Annotated in this window: 19 protein-coding genes; 10 read left to right on the top strand and 9 right to left on the bottom strand. The window is 70.1% G+C overall.

The window, feature by feature from the left end:
• The first annotated feature begins 26 nt into the window (after positions 1–26).
• Complete coding sequence (locus tag ACH442_RS20725) at positions 27–635, top strand: hypothetical protein (RefSeq protein WP_396339679.1); 609 nt, start codon at positions 27–29, stop codon at positions 633–635.
• On the opposite strand, the gene ACH442_RS20720 is transcribed toward ACH442_RS20725, so the two are convergent.
• Positions 624–1,490, bottom strand: coding sequence for an SMP-30/gluconolactonase/LRE family protein (locus ACH442_RS20720; RefSeq protein ID WP_396339678.1), 867 nt, complete (start codon positions 1,488–1,490; stop codon positions 624–626). The genes ACH442_RS20725 and ACH442_RS20720 overlap by 12 nt on opposite strands.
• Before the next feature lie 42 nt (positions 1,491–1,532).
• On the bottom strand, positions 1,533–1,799 hold the full coding sequence (locus ACH442_RS20715; RefSeq protein ID WP_396339677.1) for a hypothetical protein: 267 nt from the start codon (positions 1,797–1,799) through the stop codon (positions 1,533–1,535).
• 165 nt (positions 1,800–1,964) lie between these two features.
• On the opposite strand from ACH442_RS20715, the gene ACH442_RS20710 reads away from it, so the two are divergent.
• Complete coding sequence (locus tag ACH442_RS20710) at positions 1,965–2,684, top strand: HAD family hydrolase (protein ID WP_396339676.1); 720 nt, start codon at positions 1,965–1,967, stop codon at positions 2,682–2,684.
• On the opposite strand, the gene ACH442_RS20705 is transcribed toward ACH442_RS20710, so the two are convergent.
• The gene (locus ACH442_RS20705; protein ID WP_396339675.1) at positions 2,661–3,578 is read right to left on the bottom strand and encodes an aminotransferase class IV; all 918 of its coding nucleotides are present in this window, start codon (positions 3,576–3,578) and stop codon (positions 2,661–2,663) included. The genes ACH442_RS20710 and ACH442_RS20705 overlap by 24 nt on opposite strands.
• Between ACH442_RS20705 and ACH442_RS20700 the strand changes: the two genes are divergently transcribed.
• A complete protein-coding gene (locus tag ACH442_RS20700) occupies positions 3,577–4,407 on the top strand; it encodes an aminoglycoside N(3)-acetyltransferase (RefSeq protein WP_396339674.1) in 831 nt (276 codons plus the stop codon). The two genes, ACH442_RS20705 and ACH442_RS20700, sit on opposite strands and share 2 nt — an antisense overlap.
• A 96-nt stretch (positions 4,408–4,503) precedes the next feature.
• Here the strand turns inward: ACH442_RS20700 and ACH442_RS20695 are convergent, their stop codons facing one another.
• Positions 4,504–5,226 (bottom strand): hypothetical protein, encoded by a 723-nt coding sequence (locus tag ACH442_RS20695; RefSeq protein WP_396339673.1) that lies wholly within the window; start codon positions 5,224–5,226, stop codon positions 4,504–4,506.
• 17 nt (positions 5,227–5,243) lie between these two features.
• Between ACH442_RS20695 and ACH442_RS20690 the strand changes: the two genes are divergently transcribed.
• Complete coding sequence (locus ACH442_RS20690; RefSeq protein WP_396339672.1) at positions 5,244–9,200, top strand: tetratricopeptide repeat protein; 3,957 nt, start codon at positions 5,244–5,246, stop codon at positions 9,198–9,200.
• A 5-nt stretch (positions 9,201–9,205) separates the two neighbouring features.
• Here the strand turns inward: ACH442_RS20690 and ACH442_RS20685 are convergent, their stop codons facing one another.
• The 4 genes from ACH442_RS20685 to ACH442_RS20670 all read right to left on the bottom strand — a co-directional run bounded on the left by ACH442_RS20685 (position 9,206) and on the right by ACH442_RS20670 (position 13,906).
• Entirely contained in the window at positions 9,206–10,600 is a 1,395-nt protein-coding gene (locus tag ACH442_RS20685) for a Dyp-type peroxidase (RefSeq protein ID WP_396339671.1), read from the bottom strand.
• 233 nt (positions 10,601–10,833) lie between these two features.
• On the bottom strand, positions 10,834–11,541 hold the full coding sequence (locus tag ACH442_RS20680; RefSeq protein ID WP_396339670.1) for an ABC transporter permease: 708 nt from the start codon (positions 11,539–11,541) through the stop codon (positions 10,834–10,836).
• Complete coding sequence (locus ACH442_RS20675; RefSeq protein ID WP_396339669.1) at positions 11,538–13,001, bottom strand: ABC transporter permease subunit; 1,464 nt, start codon at positions 12,999–13,001, stop codon at positions 11,538–11,540. Before ACH442_RS20675 ends, ACH442_RS20680 begins: the two co-directional genes overlap by 4 nt.
• A complete protein-coding gene (locus ACH442_RS20670) occupies positions 12,998–13,906 on the bottom strand; it encodes an ATP-binding cassette domain-containing protein (RefSeq protein ID WP_396339668.1) in 909 nt (302 codons plus the stop codon). Before ACH442_RS20670 ends, ACH442_RS20675 begins: the two co-directional genes overlap by 4 nt.
• Before the next feature lie 86 nt (positions 13,907–13,992).
• Between ACH442_RS20670 and ACH442_RS20665 the strand changes: the two genes are divergently transcribed.
• Both ACH442_RS20665 and ACH442_RS20660 read left to right on the top strand, forming a co-directional pair.
• The gene (locus ACH442_RS20665) at positions 13,993–14,655 is read left to right on the top strand and encodes a response regulator transcription factor (RefSeq protein WP_396339667.1); all 663 of its coding nucleotides are present in this window, start codon (positions 13,993–13,995) and stop codon (positions 14,653–14,655) included.
• Entirely contained in the window at positions 14,652–15,767 is a 1,116-nt protein-coding gene (locus ACH442_RS20660; protein ID WP_396339666.1) for a sensor histidine kinase, read from the top strand. The genes ACH442_RS20665 and ACH442_RS20660 overlap by 4 nt, the downstream gene beginning before the upstream one ends.
• 278 nt (positions 15,768–16,045) lie before the next feature.
• Here the strand turns inward: ACH442_RS20660 and ACH442_RS20655 are convergent, their stop codons facing one another.
• Positions 16,046–16,651, bottom strand: coding sequence for a TetR/AcrR family transcriptional regulator (locus tag ACH442_RS20655; protein WP_396339665.1), 606 nt, complete (start codon positions 16,649–16,651; stop codon positions 16,046–16,048).
• Positions 16,652–16,834: 183 nt separating this feature from the next.
• Between ACH442_RS20655 and ACH442_RS20650 the strand changes: the two genes are divergently transcribed.
• From ACH442_RS20650 to ACH442_RS20635, 4 genes are all read left to right on the top strand, one after another.
• Complete coding sequence (locus ACH442_RS20650; protein ID WP_396339664.1) at positions 16,835–18,730, top strand: substrate-binding domain-containing protein; 1,896 nt, start codon at positions 16,835–16,837, stop codon at positions 18,728–18,730.
• Positions 18,727–20,040, top strand: coding sequence for an extracellular solute-binding protein (locus tag ACH442_RS20645; protein ID WP_396339663.1), 1,314 nt, complete (start codon positions 18,727–18,729; stop codon positions 20,038–20,040). Before ACH442_RS20650 ends, ACH442_RS20645 begins: the two co-directional genes overlap by 4 nt.
• Before the next feature lie 152 nt (positions 20,041–20,192).
• Positions 20,193–21,302 carry a chondroitinase-B domain-containing protein gene (locus tag ACH442_RS20640; protein WP_396339662.1) on the top strand — a complete coding sequence of 370 codons (1,110 nt, stop codon included), beginning with the start codon at positions 20,193–20,195 and terminating at the stop codon, positions 21,300–21,302.
• 382 nt (positions 21,303–21,684) lie between these two features.
• Positions 21,685–22,458, top strand: a complete 774-nt coding sequence (locus tag ACH442_RS20635; RefSeq protein ID WP_396339661.1) for an alpha/beta hydrolase — start codon at positions 21,685–21,687, stop codon at positions 22,456–22,458.
• Positions 22,459–22,590 lie beyond the last annotated feature (132 nt).

Here is a 22,590-nt window from a genome sequence, read left to right as displayed (position 1 = left end):
GCGCTGTTGCCGGCCGGCTCTCCCCGTTGTCGTCCGGCCTGGATGACAACGGTGGGAACCAGCCGGGGCGCGCGCCGGAACGCCTGGGGGCCGGGGATGCGGGGGTCGCGTCGGACCTGTGGTCGTTCGGGGCGATGCTGTACGCCGCGGCGGAGGGCCGCCCACCGTTCGCCCGCGGTGACGCGGCCGCGTCACCGCGGGCGCTGCTGTCCGACCCGCCGGCTCCGCCCCGGCTGGCCGGGCCGTTGACGCCGCTGATCCTGACGTTGCTCGACAAGGATCCGGCCCGCCGACCGTCCGCCGCGGACGTGGAGTCCCGCCTGCGGGCGCTCCTCCGGCCTCGCCGCACCCGGCTGGTCCTGGCCTCGCTCGCCGCCGCAGCCCTCGCCACCACGGTGACCGTTGTCGTTCAGCACGACGACCGACGCCTCCGGTCCACGATGCCGGCCGCCATGCCTCCCGCCTCCGTCCCGGCGTCACCCACGCCGGCCACGATCCGTCACGAACGCCGAGCTCTGATCCCCGCCGCCGACCAGCACTCCTATCTGCTCCGCTGGCGCGTCGCCGGCCCGGACTGGTTCTCGACGGTCGCCGTCCAGCGCGGCCTCGTCGACCGTTTTCGTTCAGTAGCCTGACGCCGGGATCGCAACGTCGACGGCGAGGATCCGGCCGGTTCGCCGGGCGGCGTTGGCGTCGATGTTCTCGAAGCCCTGCCACTCCGTCGCCAGCGCGAACAGCGTGTGGCCGTCAGGGCCGCCGAGCGCGCACGAGAAGATCGGCCGGTCGAACTCGACACGATCCAGAATCACCCCGTTTTCCCGTACGCGGATGAGCGCCCCCGCCGCGGCATCCGGCCCGCCGCCCATCATCTGGATGTCGGGTGACCCGCACCAGACCGCGCCCTCGGCGTCGATGCAGATGCCGTCCGGTCCGACGCCGGACGCCCAGACCCGGCGGTTGACGAGCGAGCCGTCGGGGGCGATGTCGAACGCGGTGATCCGGTGCGCGAACGATTCGCCGACCAGCAGTGTCCCACCGTCCGGGGTGATCACCATGCCGTTGGCGAACTGGAGATCGGTGGCGACGATGCGGGTGGTCTCGTCGGGCGCGATGTGCGCGATCACGCCCGGCCTGGGGGCGGGGGCACCGCCGGTGAGGTCGAACTCGAAGCCGTTCACGTAGACGTCGCCGACGGCGGTGACCACGATCTCGCTCCAGCCGTGGGATGCGACCTCGGCCAGGCGGCCGTACGACGTACCGCCGGGAAGGGTCAGGTCGTCGCCGGTGATGATCAGGCGGCCGTCGGGCAGCCAGTCGAACGACCAGCCGTAGCCGGGCGGCGCGTCGGACACCTTCTCGGTCCGGCCGTCCATGCCGACCGCCACTATTTCGGCCGACGCCCAGTGGGCGACCCAGAGCCGTCCGTCGTGCCAGCGGCCGGATTCGAGCATCGTGAAGCCATCGGCGAGCAGGCGCGGTTCGGCTGTCATACCCCGGATCGTGCCGACTGCGACGGGCTCACGCCACCCCGGTCACAGCTCGTCACGCGGGACGGACATCGGATGGCGCTGGTCGTCGCGGGCGGCGAGGCCTTCGACGGCCCGCCGGTACTGCTGCGGGGTGATCTCCGCGCGGATCAACTGGCTGACCAGAACCCCTTCCAGACTGTCGGGCCGGGTCTGCCCGGCGACGGCCGGATCACCGGCGGGTTCCGGGGTCGCAGTTCTCGTGGAGGGCCAGACCGCCCACACCCCGACGGCGAGCGCGGCCACCCACAGCAGGATCACGATGGCCATCATCGCCGCCTCCCTCACACCGTCGACGTCATTCTCGTCGCCGTGGGACCGCACCCGGCAGGGCCTTTGGTCCCACGCCCGCGGGTGTACCCCCTGCCCGACCATTCTCACGCCGCCGCGGCGCGAGCGACAGGTCCGAAGTGATCGATCACGGAACAAAATCGGTGTATGCATGTACGGGTGACGATCCGGGTGGCGATGTGGTCGGGGCCGCGGAACATCTCGACGGCGATGATGCGTAGTTTCGGCGCGCGGGCGGACACCGTGGTGGTCGACGAGCCGCTCTATGCGTACTACCTCGACGTGACCGGGATCGATCACCCGGGGCGGGAGGCGGTGCTGGCGAGTCAGCCGCGCCGGTGGCAGGACGTGGCGGCGCAGTTGACCGGCCCGCTGCCCGGTGACCCGGCCGTGCAGTACCAGAAGCACATGACGCACCATCTGCTGCCGGGCATCGGCCGGGAGTGGCTGGGCGCCCTCACGCACGCGTTCCTGATCCGGGATCCGGCGCACGTGGTCGCCTCCTACGCGCGGGTCCGGGGTGAGCCGACCCTGGAGGATCTGGGGTTCCCGCAGCAGGCGGAGATCTTCGCGACGTTCGGCGGGCCGGTCGTCGACTCCGCGGACGTGCTGCGTGACCCGGCCGGGACGCTCGGCCGGCTCTGCGCGGAACTGGGTTTCGCCTTCGATCCGGCGATGCTCGCCTGGGCGCCGGGTCCACGCGCGACCGACGGGGTCTGGGCGCCTTTCTGGTACGACGCGGTCAACGCGTCCAGCGGTTTCGCCGCCTATGATCCACGGCCGGCCGTCGTCCCGGACCGCCTCGTGCACCTGGTCGAGGCGGCCCGGCCGTACTACGCCGAACTAGCCCGGCACCGCCTCCGGTAGCACGCGGACCCCGTTGGCCGCCGCGTGCTCCTGGTAACGGCGGGCGATCCGTTGCGTCAACTCCCCCACTTGACCGTTTCCGATCGTCCGCCCGTCGATCGTGGTGACGGCGGCGATCTCGCCCATCGTGCCGGTGCAGAACACCTCGCCGGCGGTGTACGTCTCGGTCAGCGACACGTCCCGCACGACCGCCGGGATGCCGTCGGCCGCGGCCAGTTCCAGAACTGTCTGCCGGGTGATCCCTTCCGGGCACGCGCCCGTCGTCGGTGTCACCAGCCCACCGTCCACCACCGCGAACAGGTGGGTCGCGTTGGTCTCCGCGACGAAGCCGCGCCGGTCGAGCATCAGGGCGTCGTCGGCGCCGGCCACGTTCGCCTCGATCTTGGCGAGGATCGAGTTGAGCAGGTTGTTGTGGTGGATCTTGGGGTCGAGCACGTCCGGGCCGGGGCGGCGCACGCTGGACGTGACCAGGGTCAGCCCGCCGGTGTCGTAGACCGGTGGCTTGTGCTCCGCCAGCACGATCAAAGTCGGACCGTCGACGTTCAGTCGCGGGTCCATGCCGCTGGTCACCTTGCGGCCACGGGTCAGGGTCAGTCGGATGTGCACCCCGTCGTACATCAGATTGGCCTTCAAGGTGTTCTGGATGGCCTCGATGATCTCCTCGTCGGAGGGGATCACGCCGAAGCCGAGGGCGGTCGCCGAGCGGCGCAGGCGGGCCAGGTGCGCGCCGAGCCCGAAGATCGCGCCGCGGTAGAGCCGCAGGCCTTCCCAGACCGCGTCGCCACCCTGGACCACCGAGTCGAAGGGCGAGATGCCCGGCTCGTCCCGGTGCAGGAGCTTGCCGTTCACCCAGTAGCGCAGATCGGCGTTGCGCTCGTCGTATCGCTGGAGCATGTCTAAGTTCTATCCGGTGATCGACACTCATGGCACGCCCTCGCAGGGGTTCCCGCACACCGTCACGTCACTCTCCGCTGATCTGCGCACGCTCGGGCTCGCCGCCGGCCACACCGTTCTGGTGCACTCGTCGGTCCGCTCGGTCGGTTTCGTCGCCGGTCAGGTCCAGGCCATCGTGCAGGCACTGCTGAACGTTCTCGGCCAGGAGGGCACCCTGGTCGTGCCGACGCACACCTCGTTCAACTCGGACCCGGAGCACTGGCGCAACCCACCGGTCCCCGCGTCCTGGTGGCCGACGATCAAGAGCCGGTTTCCCGGGTACGACGTGAGCCGCACGCCCAGCCGGCACATGGGCATCCTCCCGGAGGTGGTCCGCACCTGGCCAGGCGCACGACGCAGTGATCATCCGCAGGTGTCGTTCGCCGCGCTCGGCACCCACGCGGAGACGGTCACCGCGAATCACTCTCTCGAGGACGGGCTCGGCGACGGGTCACCGCTCGGCGCGATCTACCGCCTGAACGGCAAGGTGCTCCTGATCGGCTGCGGACACGAACGCAACACGTCTATGCACCTCGCCGAATGCCGCCAGCCGCACCCGCCGCGGTCGGAGAACGGCGCCGCCATCCGCGACGGCGACGCGGGGTCACGCTGGGTGACCTGGATCGACGCGATCGCCGACGCCTCCGACTTCGGTCTGATCGGCGCCGAGTACGAGACGACCGGAGCCGTCACGATCGGCACCGTCGGCAATGCCACCGCCCGCCTGATGTCCCAACCGGCGGTCGTCGACTTCGCCACCGCATGGATCGCCACCCATCGAGCGGGGTAGGTCAACCGGCCCGACGCGTCCTCCGATCCGCACCGGACCGTCAGGCGGGAACACGAAGCCGCCGCCCGAGATCTCGAGCGGCGGCTTCGTCGTGTCTCAATTGTCCGATGGGCAGTGCTCGTCGCAGTCGCCGAGCGGAATCAGCAGGTCCGCGCTGTCCCGTTCCGGCGGCCAGAACGCGTCGAAGCTCACCGCGATCCAGTCATCGGTCGGAACGCGATCGAAGTCCAGGCGGTACGTCGCGTAATACTGCAACTCCTTGGTGACGCTCCGCTCCCCCGCCGGAACCGGATTCCAGTACTGCACGGCAAGGACGTAACGATCATCACCCGTGCCGGAGAACTCCATCTCGGCCGGTTGCCGTGGGATGCTGATCCATCGGTCGAGTACGATCCCCTCCGGATCAGGCTGATCGAGCGAAGGCGTACCCTCGGTGATCTGCACTTCCGCGAGGCGGTGAGGAAGCTCGCTCGGCTCGAACGGCTTGTCCTCCAGGGTCAGGCCGGTCTGCCACGGCTCGCCCTCGCGGGTCGGCGGCGGAGAGACGACCTGCAGCCGGCGATAGAGGGCCGGGGCCGGGTTGGTCGTCGACAGTTCGACCTTGGCATACGGACGGTCGAGAGGAGCCCCAACCGCGAACCGGAGACCGTGAACACACGCACCGGCCAGCTCAAAGGCCGCCTCACTGACTCCAATACCCGACATGACTGAGTCATCTCCCTGACCGACTATCAACTGCCGACGACAACGGTTGACCGAACGTCGAGAATCGAAGGGTGGCCATACCAGGCATGGCCGACCATCCTCCTCGTCCCGCACCGAGGATCGCGGACGACTTGGCCGCGACCTGGCGGTCGTATCTGCCAGAGCATGCCATCGATCTTCTTCGGACCGTTGAAACTGTCGGCAATCCGCCGATGATCCAACGGGCGGACGCGGTGGTTCTCTTCGCCGATGTCGCCGGTTTCACCACGATGGCGGAGAGCCTGGCGGGGTCAGGAAGCTACGGCACCGAACGCCTCACCTCGGTGATCAACCGCTGGTTCGCAGTCACGGCGGAAGCCATCACCAACGCCGGGGGTAGCGTGGCCGACTTTGCCGGCGACGCGCTGGTCGGCATCTTCCGGCACACTTCGGAGAATGCCCCGGCCGTCGCTCGCCGGGCGATCCACTGCGCTGAACTGATCCGGGAGGCCACTTCGTCGGTGATCCCGGTTCCGACGCCGAACGGCCGGCGAACTCTCGCCATCCGGGTTGGGCTGGCGACGGGGCCGCTGCGCCTGATGGTCCTGGGCAACCCTGCGATCCGGCTCCAACATCTGGTCGCAGGTCCCGCCCTGGACAGCGCGGTCGCTGCCCTTCACCGCGCCGACCGGGGTGAGATCGTCGTCGACCAGGGACTTCTGGACATCGCTGCGCACAGCGCGCCACCTCTGTCCGTACCGCCGGAGGAGTCGATCGCGGACATCGAGAAGCTCCTTACTCCCTTTCTTCATCCGGCGATCCGGGCACGCCTGAGATCAGGGCGGGCCGAACTGGTCAATGAGCTCCGCAAGGTGACTACGGCGTTCGTCCGTCTGCCGGACCTCGCCGTGGACGATCCGACGACGATCGAGGCTCTGCAGCAGTACCTTCATGCAGGCGTGGCGATCATAGATCGATACGGCGGGCATCTTCGTCATCTGATGGCGGACGACAAGGGAACCGTCCTGGTGGCCGTATTCGGAACCCCCGTAAGTCACGAGGACGACGAGGAACGCGCGCTGCGGTGTTGCCTGGAGCTTCTGGCTCTGCCCGGCGGACCGTATCGCGGTGGCGTGTCCACCGGTCAGGTGTACTGCGGCGAAGTGGGATCAGACATCCGTCGCGAGTACGCCGTCGTCGGGGACACGGTCAACCTGGCCGCCCGCTTGATGCAGGCCGCTCCGCCCGGGCATCTCATCATCGATCAGGCCACCAACGATCGGGTCCGTGACATCGTCCTTGACGGACGTCCCGCCGCAGTCAGCGCGAAGGGTAAAGCGCGGCCGGTACCAGTCTGGATTGTCCGCGAGGTGCGAGAGGTCGGACCTCCGGCGACCCGGGCCGCGTCGCTCCCGGGACCGCTGGTCGGCCGGGATCCGGAGCTGGGTCTCTTGGAAGCCTTCGCGCAGCACGTACGGACGGGAAGAGGACAATTCATCTGGTTGCACGGAGAGGCCGGCATCGGCAAGACACGACTCGCCGACGAAGTCTGCCGAGTGACTCGAGAACTGGGCTTCGTTGAGCACACTGGCGGTTGCCGATCACAGGGTCGGAGCACCAGCTACCTGGTCTGGCGTTCCATCTGGCGAGAATTGCTGAGAATCGACCGGGACCTGCCGATCCTCGCTCAGCGAACGGAGCTCACCGAGCGCGCGGCACGCTACGGGGGTTCCGGCCAGCGAGCACCTCTGCTCGCCGCCGTGATCAACCTGCCCATGCCCGACAGCGATCTCACGGCTCAGCTGGAACCCGCCGGGCGGGAAGAACTACTGCGCTCCACATTGCTTGCCTGTTTGCGCGACCACACTGCCGGCAACCCGTTGATCTTGAGGCTGGAGGACTGCCACTGGATCGATCCTGCATCGCTGGCACTGCTCGAATACCTGATCCACCACATCGAGGACCTGCCGGTGCTGGTGGTGGCAACCTCGCGAGAGCCCATGCCGCAGAGGCTGCACGGCCCGGACCATGTTGCTGATCTACGTCTGGATCAGATGTCCAGAAATGATGCCGAGCAACTCGCCGCACTGCGCTTACGCGAGCGATACGGCAAGGACGTCGGGATCTCGTCCGAGGTACTCCAGCAGATCTCGGATCAGGCCGGCGGTAACGCGTTCTACATCGAGGAGTTGGTCAGCTACCTGCACGGTCGCGCCATCGACCCGAGCGACCCTCGGGAGCTGGCTGCCGTGCGAGTGCCAGACAGCCTGCAGCGACTGGTCATGGCCCGAATCGACCAGCTGAGCGACGACGAGAAGGCGACCATCAAGGTGGCAAGCGTGATCGGCCGGCGGTTCCAGCCGTCGTGGATCACGACGGTGTACCCGGCAGCCGGAACGAGCGCTCAAGTGGCCGATCATCTCGACCGGCTCCAGGCTCTGGATCTGACGCCTCGCGTGCTCACCGAGGCTGAGCCCGAATACGAGTTCAAGCATCCGGTTACTCAGGAAGCCGCCTATCAGAGCATCACCTACGACACCCGGTCCGCGCTGCACGAACGCATCGGCCGGTTCATCGAGGAGGTCTTCGCCGACCGCCTCTCCCAGTACGTCGATGTGCTCGCTCACCACTACGCGAGGACGGAGCAGGCGGACAAGCAACGCACCTGGTTCCGTGCCGCCGGCGATCGCGCCAAGGAGATCTTCGCCAACGAGACGGCGACCTTCTACTACGGCTTGTTGCTCCCGCTGCTGACACAAGCAGAGAGTGCGGAGCTGCATGTCGAGATCGGCACCGTGAACCAGCACACCGGGCAGTGGGCCGAGGCCGAGGATCACTACCTCCAGGCGATGCGGCTCGCGCGGGTCACCGGACGGCGGGACGTCCTGGCCAGTGCGCAGCGCCAACTCGGAGACCTGCTGTTGTACACGCGCTCCGACGAGGAACCGGTCGCCTGGTTGCAGCGTGCCCTCGCCGAGTTCGAACGGCTTGGTGACTTACCGGGGCAGGCTCGGACGATGGATCGGATCACCTTCGCGTTGTATCGCCAAGGCTCCTACGCCGAGGCTCTCACCATGGCCGAGCAGCATCTCACCATGGCCCAGGACCGCAGCGATCTCGCGGCCATGAGCGTCGCTCTCGGTCACATCGGCCTGGTGTACATCAATCTGGGTCGGCTTGACGAGGCGCGGGACATCTTGCGACGAGCGCTGACGACTGCCGAGGAGGCAGGTGACCGGCAGAGCATGCTTCTGAGCTCCGCGAACCTCGGACTTGCGTTGATGAGAGGGTCCGATCACGCACAGTCCGTGGCGTCCTACCGATACGCGCTCGAGGTCGCACGCGATATCGGCGCGGGGCACACGGGCACCATCATCGTGGGCAACATGGGTGAGGTCTACCGATTCCAAGGCGATTTCCAGCGTGCCAGGATCTGCGCTGTTCACGCGCTTCGCGTCGGGGCCGAACTCGGCGATTATCTGATCGTCGCCGACCAGCTCTCCAACCTGGGCGCGATCGCCGACGCACAAGGGGACGCCGAGGAGGCGAAACATCTGCTGGAACGCGCTGTCGCACTGGCCCGCCGGCTCAGCGCTCCTTACTACCTGTGCAACTGGCTGCACCGAATGGCGAAGCTTCGCCTGTCCGCGGGGTGGGCCGATGAGGCCGAGAGGCTCAACGCGGAGGCGTTGCGGATCGCTGAGGAGCACGACGAGCAGGATGCCCGGGTGAGCGCCTACATCCTCTCCGTCCGCCTTCAGGCACGGGCCGGGCGGCTCGATCCGCGCGAGGCCACTGACCTGCTACGGAAGGCCTCGGAGGACTGGAATGAGCCGCACGAGGTCGCCTCTCTGCTGGACGCCGTCCATCAGCTCGACCCACGGGACGAGGATGCCCGGACGACCGCGGCCGGAATCTACCGGAAGCTGTACGAACGGGCACCGAGCGTCGAGTACCGTCGCGCCTATCAGCGACTGACCGGCGAGCTGTTGCCACCGGGACCGCCGCTGCCGGAGCTGCCGGACTGGATCGCTGCTGAAAGTGGTGGTGACCTCGACGAGCTGTTGCGGCGGATTGACCGCTCGGAGCCGGAGCCCCGAGCGGCCTGACGGTGTCAGCCGCCGACGATGGTGTCGCCGGCCAGGAGGTGGAGGGTTCGCCGGGACGGGGCGAACGCGTACACCGCGCCGGTCGTCGTGACGAAGCCGCCGAAGGCTGCGGCGGGGATGCCGCGGACCACGTCGGGGGCCAGGGTTTCCGACGCGACCTGCGAGTTGGCGCCGAGGATCGGGTCGAGGCCGTCGACTCCGGGCGTGGACCGGCCGTACGCGGAAAGGGTTGTGGCCGGGAAACCCGGGTTGGTGGCCCACCGGCGCTGCACGTATTCGAACTGGTCCTCGATGCTGGCCATGTACGCGTTGAACAGCATGCCGCGTTCCTGACCGTCGTCGGACGCATCGCGCTGCAGGCGGCAGCCGAACGGGATGCCGCGGCGCAGCATCTTGTGGCCGCGGTCGCGGAAGACGCCGTCCTCGCGCGGGTTGACCTTGCGGATGTGGGCGTAGCGCGGGGTGCGGGTGCCGTCGTCGTCGCCGTGGTAGGTGAACTCGTTGAGTTCGCCGTCGTGGACGGGCGCGGCGAGCGGGCGGCCGTCGAGGTGCCGGCCGAGGGCGCGGGCGGCGGCGTCCTCCCGGTTGTCGTCGAGCGTCGCCATGTGCTCCCACCAGCCGGCGACGTCCTGCCGCAGGCGCCGGAAGACCTGGAACGACCCGTCCCGCATCCACGGCGCGGGGGTGGGCCGCGGCGTCCAGGACGGCGGCCGCCGCTCCCCCGGGTAGCCGAGGACGAACTCGCCGGGGGCGATGACCGCGGCGCCGGGCCGGACGGTTTCCGGGAAGCCGCGCACACCGGGCTGGGAGATGCCGTCGGCGAACCCGAAGTGCTCGATGCGCTTGCCCTCGTCGTTGCGCAGCACGTCGCCCCACTGGACGAGCAGGACTTCGAGGCCGTGCCGGGCGGCTTCACGGACCTCGCCCGCGACCGCGTCCTGCAGCGTACCCGCGTCGTGCGCGGCGACGGTGAGCAGCGCGTCGACCGGGCGCCCGGGGCCGCCGACCACCCACTGCGACGGGTCGCCGGGGCCGAGGTCGCCGAGCAGTGCCGGGGCGGTGGTGACCGCGCCGGCGTCGTCGAGGCGGGTGCCGAGCGGCCCCTGCCAGAACGCGGTGTGCCCGACCAGGTCGCCGGAGACCTCCGGGTGCAGCAGGACCAGGCCGGACGCGGTGAATCCCACGTTCAGCAGCGTGCCCGGGGTCGCGCCGTCCACCGCGGGGCGGCCCTGTGGCACGTCGTCGTGGCCGGTGGCGCGGGTGGCCGCCGCGGCCAGCCAGGCCCGCGCGCCGCCCCGGTCGCTGCGGAAGGACAGGAAGAGAAAGGCCTGGTGGTCGCCACGGAACGGCCGCAGGACGTTGCCCTGGATCTGCGAGGTGTCGGACAGCGGGGATGCCATCGTCGGAACGTCTCCTGCTTCGGTTCGAGGGGTCGCGCAGTAATTGCCTTCGGACGATCCACCGTGGCGGCTGATCCGGCACCCCTCCTGTCAAGAATCCGATCAAGAACACCAATCAAGATCAAATTCTTGCTTGGGTACGGGCACAGCGGCGCCTACGGGCCCGCACGGTTCCCGCGGATCCGGCCGCATTCCGGGTCCCTGCGACGACGGCACGGTTCAGTTCATCGGCATCACGCGTCCCGCCGCTGGAGGGTGATCGCCCCGGCGAGCAGCGCGGCGAAGGTCCACAGCGCCAGCACACCGAGTCCCTTCCACGGGCCGATCAGCGGGTCGGACGCCGTGGACTGGACCGCTAGACCTGCGCTGACCGGCGCATACTTCACCAGGCGGTCGTGCCAGGTCGGGTCGGTGATCACGGCGACGACGACGGGCACGGCGTAGAGCAGGGCGAGCACCGTGCCGATCGCGGCGGCCGGGCTGCGGACGGCGGTGGCCAGGCCCAGGCTCAGCAGCGCGATCAGCACCAGATAGAGCACCGCGCCGACGGCCGGCCGCAGCGTGGCGTGGTATCCGGGGAGCAGCGCCTCCCCGGCCAGGACCGAGCCGGCCACCGCCACAGCCGCGGCGGCGGCCACCGCGACGGCGACCACGACCGCCTTGCCGAGCAGGACCGGGAACCGCCGGGGCACGGCGGCCAGGGTCACGCTGATCATGCCGGTGCTGTACTCGTTGCCGACCACCAGCACCGCGAGGATCGCCACCACCGTGTGCCCGAGCTGGACGCCGGTCAGGGCCACATCCGCGCCGCAGGCCGCCCCGGAGCAGGCGGCGGCGACGGTCGCGCTGAGCCCGGCGGTGGCCGCGACGAGGGTGAGCAGCAGGCCCGCCGTGCCCGGCGACGTGCGCAGCTTCGTCCACTCGGCATGCAACGCCCTCATGCGTCCCTCCGGTGCAGGAACACCGCGGCGGCCCCGAGGATCAGGGCGGTCCAGCCGAGCAGGACGGCGAGACCGGCCCACGGTGCGAGCGGGAAGTAGCCGACGGACGGCGCATACAGATCGTCGACCTGCGGATACTGCTTGACCGCCTGCTGCAACGCGAACGCCGCGGCCGGGGTGAAGGTCAGCAACCGGCGGGCCGCCTCGACCGGAAGCACGGTCACGGCCAGCAGATACGGCAGGACGATGATGACGATGGCGACGGTCACGGCGGTCACGCTGCGTTTGAAGAGGGCGCCGAGACCGAGTGCCAGCACCGCGGAGACCGCGAGCAGCGCGCCCGTCCCGGCCACGACCCGCAGCTCGGTCTGCGGGGAGCTGTCCAGGAGCGCGACTCCGTTGTCACGCAGGATCCGCTGACCGAAAACGACCACGATGGCGGCCGCGACAACACCGACGCCGAATGCGACGCCACCGATCACGGCAGCCTTCGCGGCGAGCACCCGCAGGCGGTGTGGACTCGCGGCGAAGGTGGTGCGGATCAGGCCGCGCCGGTATTCCGTGCTCATCGCGACGGCGCCGAGCACGACCACGACGATCAGGCCGGTGAACGTCCCGACCAGGGTCTGCGTCACCGACACCCCGGCCCCCGCCGGCCCGACGTCGCCGGAGCCGGAGACCCGGAACCCGGAACCCTGCCGGGCCGGCTCGGGCAGATCCGCCCAGTCCGGCCGGCCGCCGACCCAATCGGTGTGCCAGGCCGAGCCGGCCCAGCCGTCACCCGCGGTGAGCTGCTCGAACGTGCCGGTCGCCTGACTCGGGCCGCCCTGGGAGCCGTTGAGCAGCCCCTCGTGCATCTCCGTGCTGAACTGCGGGGCGGTGACGAACAGGCCCACCTCGGCGGTGGCCGGCAACCCGGCGAGGCGGGCGGAGCCGGCATCCGTCCAGGTGACGCCGTCGGCCGAGGCTGCGGTCGTGACGGTCGCCCCCGTACGGGAAAGGCGGAGCCATGGTGTCGCGGTGACCGCCGGACCCTGCTCGTCGTGCGTGTAATCCCACTGCGTGCGAACCCCGTGCGAGCCGGTGAGCAGGACGGCCGCGTATGTCGATCCGGGTGTGACCCCGGATTTGATCATCAGACCGGCCTTGGCCCAGGGGGCGAGCCCGGGGCGGTCGGCGCCCGGACCGTCGAAGATCGACCCGGTCAGCGACGCCACCCGGACGGTGACGCTCCCGTCGCCGGTCAGCGGCTGGTGCACGAACGTGAAGTGGTCGTTCACCTGCTCACCGCCGGGACCGATGGTGGGGGTGCACGCGGAGGCCGGCCCATGTTTCCCGCACGACCCGGACATGCCCGGCGCCAGCCCCAGCAGCATGATCAACCCGCCCGCGGCGACCAGCCCGAGAACCCAGCCACGCACGGTGCGAAATTTCGTCCACTCGGCATGCAGCGCGCTCATCGCGGATCCTCCGCGCGGTAGTCGACGGCGTCGCGGGTCAGCTCCAGATAGGCGTCCTCGAGGGTGGCGCGGTGGGCGGCGAGCTCGGAGAACGCCACGTTGTGCCGCTGCAGGACGCCGGCGATCGACTCCGCCGGCAGGCCGGCGATCGAGAGGCCGCCGTCGCCGGTGGGCACGACCGCTGCGCCGGCGGCGGCAAGGATTTCCGGCGCCTCCGGCGCTTGCGTGCGTACGGTGATGCGGCCGCCGGACGCCGAATCCAGCAGCTCGGCCACGGTCGCGTCGGCGATCACCCGGCCGCGTCCGATCACGACCACGTGATCGGCGGTGCCCTGCAACTCCCCCATCAGGTGACTGGAGACCAGCACGGCGCGGCCCTGGGCGGCCAGTGATCGCAGGAAGTCGCGCATCCAGATGATGCCCTCGGGGTCCATCCCGTTGAACGGCTCGTCCAGCATCAGCCCCGGCGGGTCGCCGAGCAGCGCGGCCGCGATGCCGAGTCGCTGTCGCATGCCCAGCGAGAAGCCGCCGGCGCGGCGCCGGGCGACGTCGCCGAGCCCGGTCCGTTCCAGCACCTCGTCGACGCGGCGGGCGCCGAGCCCCTGCGAGTGGGCGAGCCACAGCAGATGGTTGCGGGCCGTGCGGCTGGGCTGCAGCGCGCCGGCATCGAGCAGCGAACCCAGGTGCCGCATCGGATCGGCCAGCACCCGATACCTCTTACCCTGCACGAGGGCCTCGCCGGCGTCGGGCGCGTCGAGACCGAGGATGACGCGCATGGTGGTGGACTTGCCGGCGCCGTTGGGCCCGACGAAGCCGGTGACCTGGCCGGCCCGCACGTCGAAGGTCATGCCGTCCAGCGCGACGGCGCTGCCGTACCGCTTTCGCACTCCGCTCACGGAAATCATGGCTGCCGTTCTACGCGGCGGGCGGTGTCAGCAAGGTATCGACGGCTGACACCTGTTTGACACCTTCGTGCTGGCATCGTGGTGGCATGCGAGTTTTGGTGGTCGAGGACTACGCACTGCTGACCGAGACGATCGGGAAGGGGCTGCGCCTCGAGGGCATGGCCGTAGACCTGGCGTTCGACGGTGACCAGGCCCTCGACCGGCTGGCCGTGAACCGGTACGACGTGGTCGTGCTGGACCGCGACCTGCCGGGCACACACGGCGACGAGGTCTGCCGGCGGATCGTCACCGACCACCAGAGCAGTCGCGTGCTGATGCTCACCGCGTCCGGCACCCTTCAGGACCGGATCGAGGGCCTGAGCCTGGGCGCCGACGACTATCTGCCGAAACCGTTCGAGTTCCCGGAGCTGGTCGCGCGGATCCGGGCGCTCGCCCGCCGCCCGACCACACTGGTGCCACCGGTGCTGCGCTCGGGTGACCTGATGGTGGACAGTGCGATGCGGGTCGCGGTCCGCGGCGGGCGCCGGCTCGACCTGAGCCCGAAGGAGTTCGGTGTCCTCGAGTGCCTGCTCGCGGCCGGCACCCGCCCGGTCCCGGCGGAAGAGCTGCTGGAGCGGGTGTGGGACGAGGCGGCCAACCCGTTCACCACGACGGTGAAGACGACCGTCCGGCGGCTGCGGGCCAAGCTCGGCAACCCGCCGATCGTGCAGACCGTCCGCGAGGGCGGCTACCGGATCAGTACGCCATGAGACTGCGGACGCGGCTGATGCTGCTCTACTCGGTGCCGTTCTTCGTGGTCGGGTCGCTGCTGGTGACCGTGCCGCTGCTCGGCGCGCGGCAGTCGTCGCCGGTCGGCAGCGGGCCGGATCCCCACCCGCGGCCGGAGATCACCGCGTTCCCGGTCGGCACCTGGTTGCTCGCCCTGGCCGGGCTGGTGCTGATCTCGGCCGGGCTGGGCTGGATGGTGTCGGGTCGGTTCCTGCGCCCGCTGCGGGTGATGACCGAGACCGCGCGGGACATCTCGGCGACCAATCTGCACCGCCGGCTGAGTGTCCCGCGGCGCGGCCGGGACGAGCTGGCCGAGCTGGCGGCGACGCTGGACCAGCTGTTCGAGCGGCTGGAGGCGTCGTTCACCTCACAACGGCACTTCGTGGCGAACGCGTCGCACGAGCTACGCACGCCGCTGACCGCGGAGAAGGCGCTGCTCCAGGTTGCGCTCGCCGACCCGGCGGCCTCGGTGGAGTCGCTGCGCGAGGCGTGCCGGCAGGTGCTGGCGCTCAGCGACACTCAGGAGCGGCTGATCGCGGCCCTGTTCGCGCTGGCCAACGGTCAGCAGGGGGTGGAGCGGCCGACCGAGCTGGACCTGGCCGAGATCGCCGGGTCGGTCCTGGCCGGGCGGTCGGCCGACGGGGTGACCGTGCGGTCCGCACTGACGCCGTCGCCGGTCCGGGGCGATCCGCAGCTGGCCGAGAGCCTCATCGCCAACCTGGTGGAGAACGCGTTGCAGCACAACGTGCCGGGCGGCTGGGTCGAGGTGATCACCGAGCCGTTCGATCCCAGTCTCATCGCCCCGGGCGTCTACGCGGTCAACCGGCGCGCCCCGGGCGGCCGGCTCGACGGGCGGATCATCGTGCGCAACACCGGCCCGGTGATTCCGCCGGACGAGTTGGACCGGCTGTTCGAGCCGTTCCAGCGGATGCGCCCCGCCCGCCTGCACCACGGCGACGGGCACGGGCTCGGGCTGGCCATCGTGCAGGCCATCGCGGACGTCCACGGTGCACAGGTCGACGCGTGGACCCGGCCGGAAGGGGGGTTGGACGTCACGATCACATTCCGAGCAGACGCGTTCCCACGCAGCTGACGCCACGAACAAGCGGGCAGGCCGCAACGCGGGCGCGACGCGAGCAACGCGGGCGGGCGGTGGCTGGGCGGGCGCGACGCGGACAACGCGGGCGGGCGGTGGCTGGGCGGGCGCGACGCGGACAACGCGGGCGGGCGGTGGCTGGGCGGGCGCGACGCGGACAACGCGGGCGCGACGGCAGGTTGCGTAGGCGGCTGCGACGACCCGGGCGGGCGGTGGCCGGGCGGGCGGCGGCCGGGCGGGCGCCGCGCGGCCGGGTGGCGGGAGAAAGGGCCGGGTCAGGAGGTGTGTTCGGCTCGGATGAGGGCCTGGGCGGCGGCGACGGCTCGGGCGGCGGTGGTGTCGATCGACAGGGCGCCCCGGTTGAAGAAGCCGTCGGTGAACAGCGACGTGTACCCGTGCGCGACCGCGATGATCGCCTCCACCAGGGCGACCGCTTGCTGGTAGGACGGCACGTCGGCGGTGAACGCCAGGTCCAGCACGGTTTCCATCAGCGCGCGCGTATGCTCGCGGCGGTCGTCGTCCGGGACGGTGTACAACTCCTGGGCGTAGATGACGTGCAGGCCCGCGCCGGTGGTCACGACGTACCGGAAATAGGCTCCTGCGACTGACGCCAGCCGGGCGGCCGGGTCGTCGCCGGCGGCGTCGGCGGCGGTGAGGATCGCCGCGCGCAGGTGGCGGGCGGCGGCGGCGGAGACGGCGGAGAGCAGGTGGTCACGGTCGGGAAAGTGCCGGTACGGCGCGGCGGAGCTGACGCCCAGCCGGCGGGCGACCGCGGCCACCGAGAAGCGGCGCAACCCGACCTCGGCGAGCTGCTCGAAACTGGCGGTGATGAGGGCTGCTCGCAGGTCACCGTGGTGGTAACCCCGATCCCGCTCGCCCATGCCGACCCCTCACCCCGGTGTAAGTTGCCTCTTACATTACCAAGCGGCAAACATCAGCCAGCACCGCGACGGGACCACCCGGCCGGACATCGATGAGGTTTGGCAACCGCACCTAGACTGGCCGTGCGGTCGGGGCACAGTGGCCCCGTGCACCACCCGCATCTCGGTGGAGGTGCATGTCGATTGCCTCAGCCCCTTCGGCCCGGCGACAAGGAGCGTCTGCACACCATCACGGCCGGCGTCCTGGCCCTGGTGATCGCCGGCGTCGCTCAGTACGTTCTTCAGCGCGCCGACAACACGGCGCTGCTGCTGTTCTCCGCGATGATCCTGGCCGGGGTCAGCCTCTGGTCGCTTGCCTTCCTCTCGTCCATCGCCTGGCTGGTCGGCGGATGTGTCCTGCTGGTCAAGAAGATGCCGAGGCGGGCGAAGATCTTCGTGGCCGCGGGGATGGGTGTCGTCCTGCTCGCCGGCGCGGCGGTCACCTTCGTCCGGCTGTCCGGCGACAATTCCTGCCCGCAGGCCTTGGAGCTGCGCATTCTCGCCTCGCCGGACGGCCTGCAGGTGGCCGGTGAGCTGGCGCAGGCGTACGCCCGGTTCACCGCCCACGACGCCGGCGGCTGCCCGGCGGTGTTCCCGTTCGTGTACGCCGCCAGCACCCCGGCGGTCAGCGGCGCCCTGGCCCGCAAGTGGTCCGACACCAACCAGGAGCGCCCGCTCGAACAGATCGGCCCGCGCCCGGACGTCTGGTTGCCCGATTCGATGCTCGACGTGCGCCAGGTCCGTGACATCGTCGTCAAGGGCACCCTCCCGACCCCGTTGCAGCAGGTCACCTCGATCGCGTCGTCGCCGATCGTGCTGGCCGGCACGGATGTCGCCGCGATGCCGCACACGGACGCCGATCAACTGCCGAAGCTGGTGTCGGCGCTGCTGGCCCGGCGGCTGCCCGGCCCGTCGCTGTCGGCGGCCGATCCGGTCGCGTCGACGGCGGGACTGCTGGCCGCCGACGTCTACCTGCGTGACGCCGAGGGCGAGATGGTCACCCCGGACGAGGCCCGCAAGCGGGAGCAGATCGTCTCGGAGTCCACCACCTCGGTCACCGACGAGGTCAGCCTGCTGTGCGGTTTCCAGCGGGAGAAGAAGGTGCCGGCCGCCGTGCTGGTGAGCTTGCGGTCGTGGCAGCGGTTCGCGACCGGCCGGGCGCTGGGCGGTGGCTGCCCGGCCGCGGTCGCCCCGGTGCCGGATGCGCCGGATCCGGTGGTGGTCACGTCCGCCCCGGCGCTGGACCATCCGTTCGTCCAGTTCACCTGGTCCCGTGGTCCGCAGTTGCGGGCGGTCGAGCGGTTCCGCGACTGGCTGCGCAGCGAGGACGCCGGCGCGGTGCTGCACGGTTCGGGTCTGGGCCAGCCGCTGGCCGCCTGCTCCGAGCTGGACCGCAACGCCTGCCTGCCCGATGAGCCGCGCCGCACGCTGAACCTCTACGAGCAGGCCAAACGCCCGGGGCGGGTGCTCCTGGCGGTGGACACGTCCGGGTCGATGGGCCAACCGGCCGGGTCCGCGGCCACGAGCCGGTTCACGGTGGCGGCCCGGGGTGTGGGCGAGGCGCTCGGTCAGCTCGGCCCGGAGGACGAGTTCGGGTTGTGGGCGTTCCCGATCAGTGGCGGACGTAAGTCGTACGAGCTGGTGGGTGTCGCGGCCGGGTCGGCGCAGCATCGGACCGCTGTCGTCGACGCGCTGCGGGCGGTGAAGCCGAGCGGGTCGACGCCGCTCTACGCCACGGTCGTCGCCGGGCTGGGGGCGCTGTCCGGGGCGGTCGACGACACGCGCGTGCAGGCACTGGTGGTGCTGACCGACGGCGAGGACACCAGCACCACCCCGGGCCTGGACGCCACGCTGGAGCAGGTGACGCGCGCGGCCGGGACGAACGTCCGGCTGTACGTGATCGCCACCGGTGAGGCTCGCTGTGAGGGGCCGTTGTACCAGCTGGTCCGCGCCGGGCGCGGCCAGTGCCTGGCCGCCGGTCCGGAGGAGGTTCCCGAAACCATGGCTCAGCTCTTCGAGACCCTGTGGAGCGGACGTTGACAGAGAACGACAACCCGCGCAGCTGGTGGCCGCGGCGGTCACCGTGGCGTTCGCTCGCCTGGTTCACCTCCGGGGTGCTCATCATGGTCGCCGCGACGAGCGCCCGCGAGCTGCTCGACGATCCGCCGGGTCCCGCGGCGCAGACCGGGCCGGCCGAGCTGGTGATCTACTCCGGGGTGGACGAGAGCACCGGTGGGCAGCGGCAGAAGCTGATCGAGGAGTGGAACGGCCTGCACCCGGACACGCCGGCGCGGCTGGTGAGCCTGTCGCGCAGCGCGGACGCGCAGCACAGCGAGATGCGCGCGACGGCCCAGTCCGACACCCCGGACGCCGACATCTACAACCTGGACACCACGTGGACGGCGGCGTTCGCCTCGGCCGGTTTCATCCTGCCGCTGGCACCGACGACCGACACGAACGGTTTCCTGGCCGCGCCGCTGGAGACGTGCAAGTTCGGCGGCAAGTTGTGGGCGCTGCCGTTCAACACCGACGCCGGGCTGCTCTACTACCGCACGGAGGTGCCGGCCAGCGCGCTGCCGTCGGCGTTGCCGCCGAGTGCGAACGACGTGCGGGCGCTCAGCGGTGCGGTCCGCGGCATCGAGGCGGGGTTCGTCACGCCGCTGGACAGCTACGAGGGGTTGACGGTCAGCGCGCTGGAGGCCATCTGGGCCGAGGGCGGCGAAGTCTACGACGCGAAGAACGACCTGGTCGTGATCGACAGCCAGAGAACCCGGGCGGCGCTGCGCAAACTGGCCCAGTCGATGCAGCCGGTCGACGGGGTCGCGCCGGCCGTCCACCCGCAGGCGTTGCGGTTGCGGGAGGACACCAGCCGGGAGACGTTCCGCGCCGGCAAGGTCGCGTTGATGCGCAACTGGCCGGTCGCCTACAGTCAGCTGCGAGCCGGCGACCAACCCATGACCGATTTCGGCGTACGGACCCTGCCCGGCCCCAGCGTGCTCGGCGGACAGAACCTCGCCGTGGCCAGCAGCACCGACAACCCGGCGGCGGCGCAACAGTTGATCGCGTTTCTGACCAGCGAGGACAGTGAGCTGCGCCTGTTCCGTGACGGCGGGCTGGCCGCCACCCGCACGGCGGCTTACACGAACCCGTCGGTCCTGAGCCGGCAGCCGTACGCGCCGATTCTGAAGCAGGCGCTGGACAATGCGCGGCCACGGCCCGAGACCACCCACTACGAGCTGTTCAGCAGCACGTTCCAGGAGATCGTCGCGCAGACGCTCAGTAACGGGGGCACTCTGCCCGACGACGCGGTGGCGCGGTTGACCAAGGCGCTGCAGGGGCGGCTCGACTGAGCGGGCGCTGATCGGCCGTACGCGCAGCTCGGGTTTTGTTAGCTTTCAATTGAGAACCATGCATGTTTCGATCTGATGGCACGCCGGACGTCACGCCCCCCAGCGAGGGCGTCCGGTTCCGCAGTTCATCCCCTCCGAAAGGAAGCTGCGCCATGAGATCCTTGTACAAGGCCGCGGTCGTCGCGACGATCGCCACGGTCGGCCTCGCCCTGGTGGCCGCCCCGGCGTCGGCGGCGACGGTCGTCGTCAGCACCGTGACCGACCTGTCCAACGCGATCAAGAACGCCACCGCCGGCACGGTCATCCAGGTCCGCGGCGGCACCTACTATCCGACGGCGACGCTGCAGTCGACGGCGAACGGGACCTCCGGCTCGCCGATCACGCTCACCGCGTACGGATCGGAAACGGTCAAGATCAGTGGGACCAGCCTCCCCAGCGGCTCCTGGATCTTCAAGCTGACCGCCGACTACTGGAACGTCTCCAACCTCACCTTCCAGAACTCGCCGGACAGTGCCGTGGTCTGCCAGTCCTGCACCGGCACCAGCTGGAACAACATCAAGACGATCAACGGCGGTGACTCCGGCTTCACCCTGACCGGGGACGGGACCTCGAACAACACGGTGCGGAACCTCGACTCGTACGGCAATTACGACGCCGCCGAACACGGGGAGAACGCCGACGGGGTGGCGATCAAATTCGGCTCCGGCACCGGGAACCTGGTCACCGGCGCCCGGCTCTACAACAACTCCGACGACGGGATCGACCTGTGGTCGTTCTCCTCACCGGTGACGATCGAGCACACCTGGTCGTTCGGCAACGGCAAGAACCGCTGGAGCGACTCGGCCTTCGCCGGTGACGGCAACGGCTACAAGCTGGGCGGTGACGGCGAGACCGTGGCCCACGTCGTCAACAACTCCGCGGCCTGGGACAACACCGGCAACGGCTTCACCGAGAACTCCAACAAGGGCGCGATCGTCATCAACCGGACCACGGCCTACGCCAACGGCAACTGGGGCTACTACTTCGCGACCAGCTCGGCCAAACTCGGCAAGAACCTCGCCGTCGGCAACGGCAGCGGCCTGGTGTCGAAGGGCTCCTCGGTCACCTCGTCCGGCAACAACTGGGACAGCGGCATCAGCACACCGTCGTTCGTCTCGACCAACGCCACGACCTGCTACAACGCGCGCAGTTCGAGCGGCACGCTGCCGGCCACCACGTTCCTGACGACCGGCAGCAGCACGATCGGCGCCACGATGAACTGAGCACCCCCCCGGCGACCGCGCCCACGACGAGCGGTCGCCGGGGACCGAGAACAATCACCATCAAGAACTTCATGTCCTACCTCCGCCGTGGTCCATCGCCGCCGCTCCCGCGGGGACCCTCCCGGGCCCCGCAGGGCCGCGGGCGGCCCAGAACGCGAGACCCGGCAGGGCGGCCTCCGTGGCGGGTCGGGCTCAGGGCACAAAACCCGTTGGCGGAGCCGTTTCGACTTCGGTAGCCTCTCGGAAGCCGTGCCATCGCGAGGAGGTGAGACCCATGACGCTGTACGCACGTGGGTGCTCCCCACTGTCCTCACGGCAAGGCGGTTGACGTAGGAACCGCCGGGAGCGCCTGACCCTCATGGCACTCCCGAAAGGCATTCCCGTGCAACCTCTGCGATTCACCTCGAAGACCTCGTCGGACGGTGTCGTCGAACAGGAGTTCGTTCTCGACGGCATCACCGGGGTGCTGTGGTCCCCGGAACGCCACACTGACCGCGCGTCCCTGGTGCTGATGGGTCACGGTGGTGGCCTGCACAAGAAGACTCCGGGCCTCGTCGCGCGGGCCCATGAGTCCGTGACGAGCTGGGGCTTCACCGTCGTTGCCATCGATGCGCCCGGGCACGGCGGCCGTGAGCGTACGGCCGAGGACGAGCAGGCGCGTGCCGAGATCCGCCAGGCCGTGACGGCGGGCGACACCGATCGGTTCGCCTCGGTGAGCATGCGCTACATGGACTCGCTGGCGGAACGCGGCGTACCGGAGTGGCAGGCGGTCCTGGACGCGTTGCAGGACGTGCCGGAGATCGGCACCGACGCGCCGATCGGTTACGGCGGTGGCATGTCGCTGGGCAGCGCCATCGGGGTGCCGCTGGTGGCGGCCGAACCTCGGATCACCGCTGCCGTCTTCGGTGGCGGGTTCTTCGTATCCGAGGCAGTGCTCGATGCGGCGAGACGGATCACCGTTCCGATCCAGTTCTTGCTCCCGCTGGACGAAGAGTACGTGGATCGCCGGTCCGTCCTGGCGTTGTTCGACGCCTTCGCGTCGGAGGACAAGACGTTGCTCGCCAACCCGGGCACGCATCGCGCGATGCGGTGGGTGGGCGTCGACAAGGAGTTCCTGGCCCGGCAGTTCAGCCGGATCGGCACCGCCCCGGTGTGACCCGACCGGCACCGGCGCCCGGTGGTACACCGGACGCCGGTGCCGATGTCGCTCGCACGCCGGTCGCAAGTCCCGCAGGCCGGATTCCGCGGGCCGGGCGGCTGGTCACGGCCGCGGCGCGCCCGTGCATCA

It is taken from the genome of Actinoplanes sp. NPDC020271 (assembly GCF_044388125.1).
Classification (GTDB): Bacteria; Actinomycetota; Actinomycetes; order Mycobacteriales; family Micromonosporaceae; genus Actinoplanes.
This window is presented reverse-complemented; position numbering and strand designations above follow the sequence as displayed.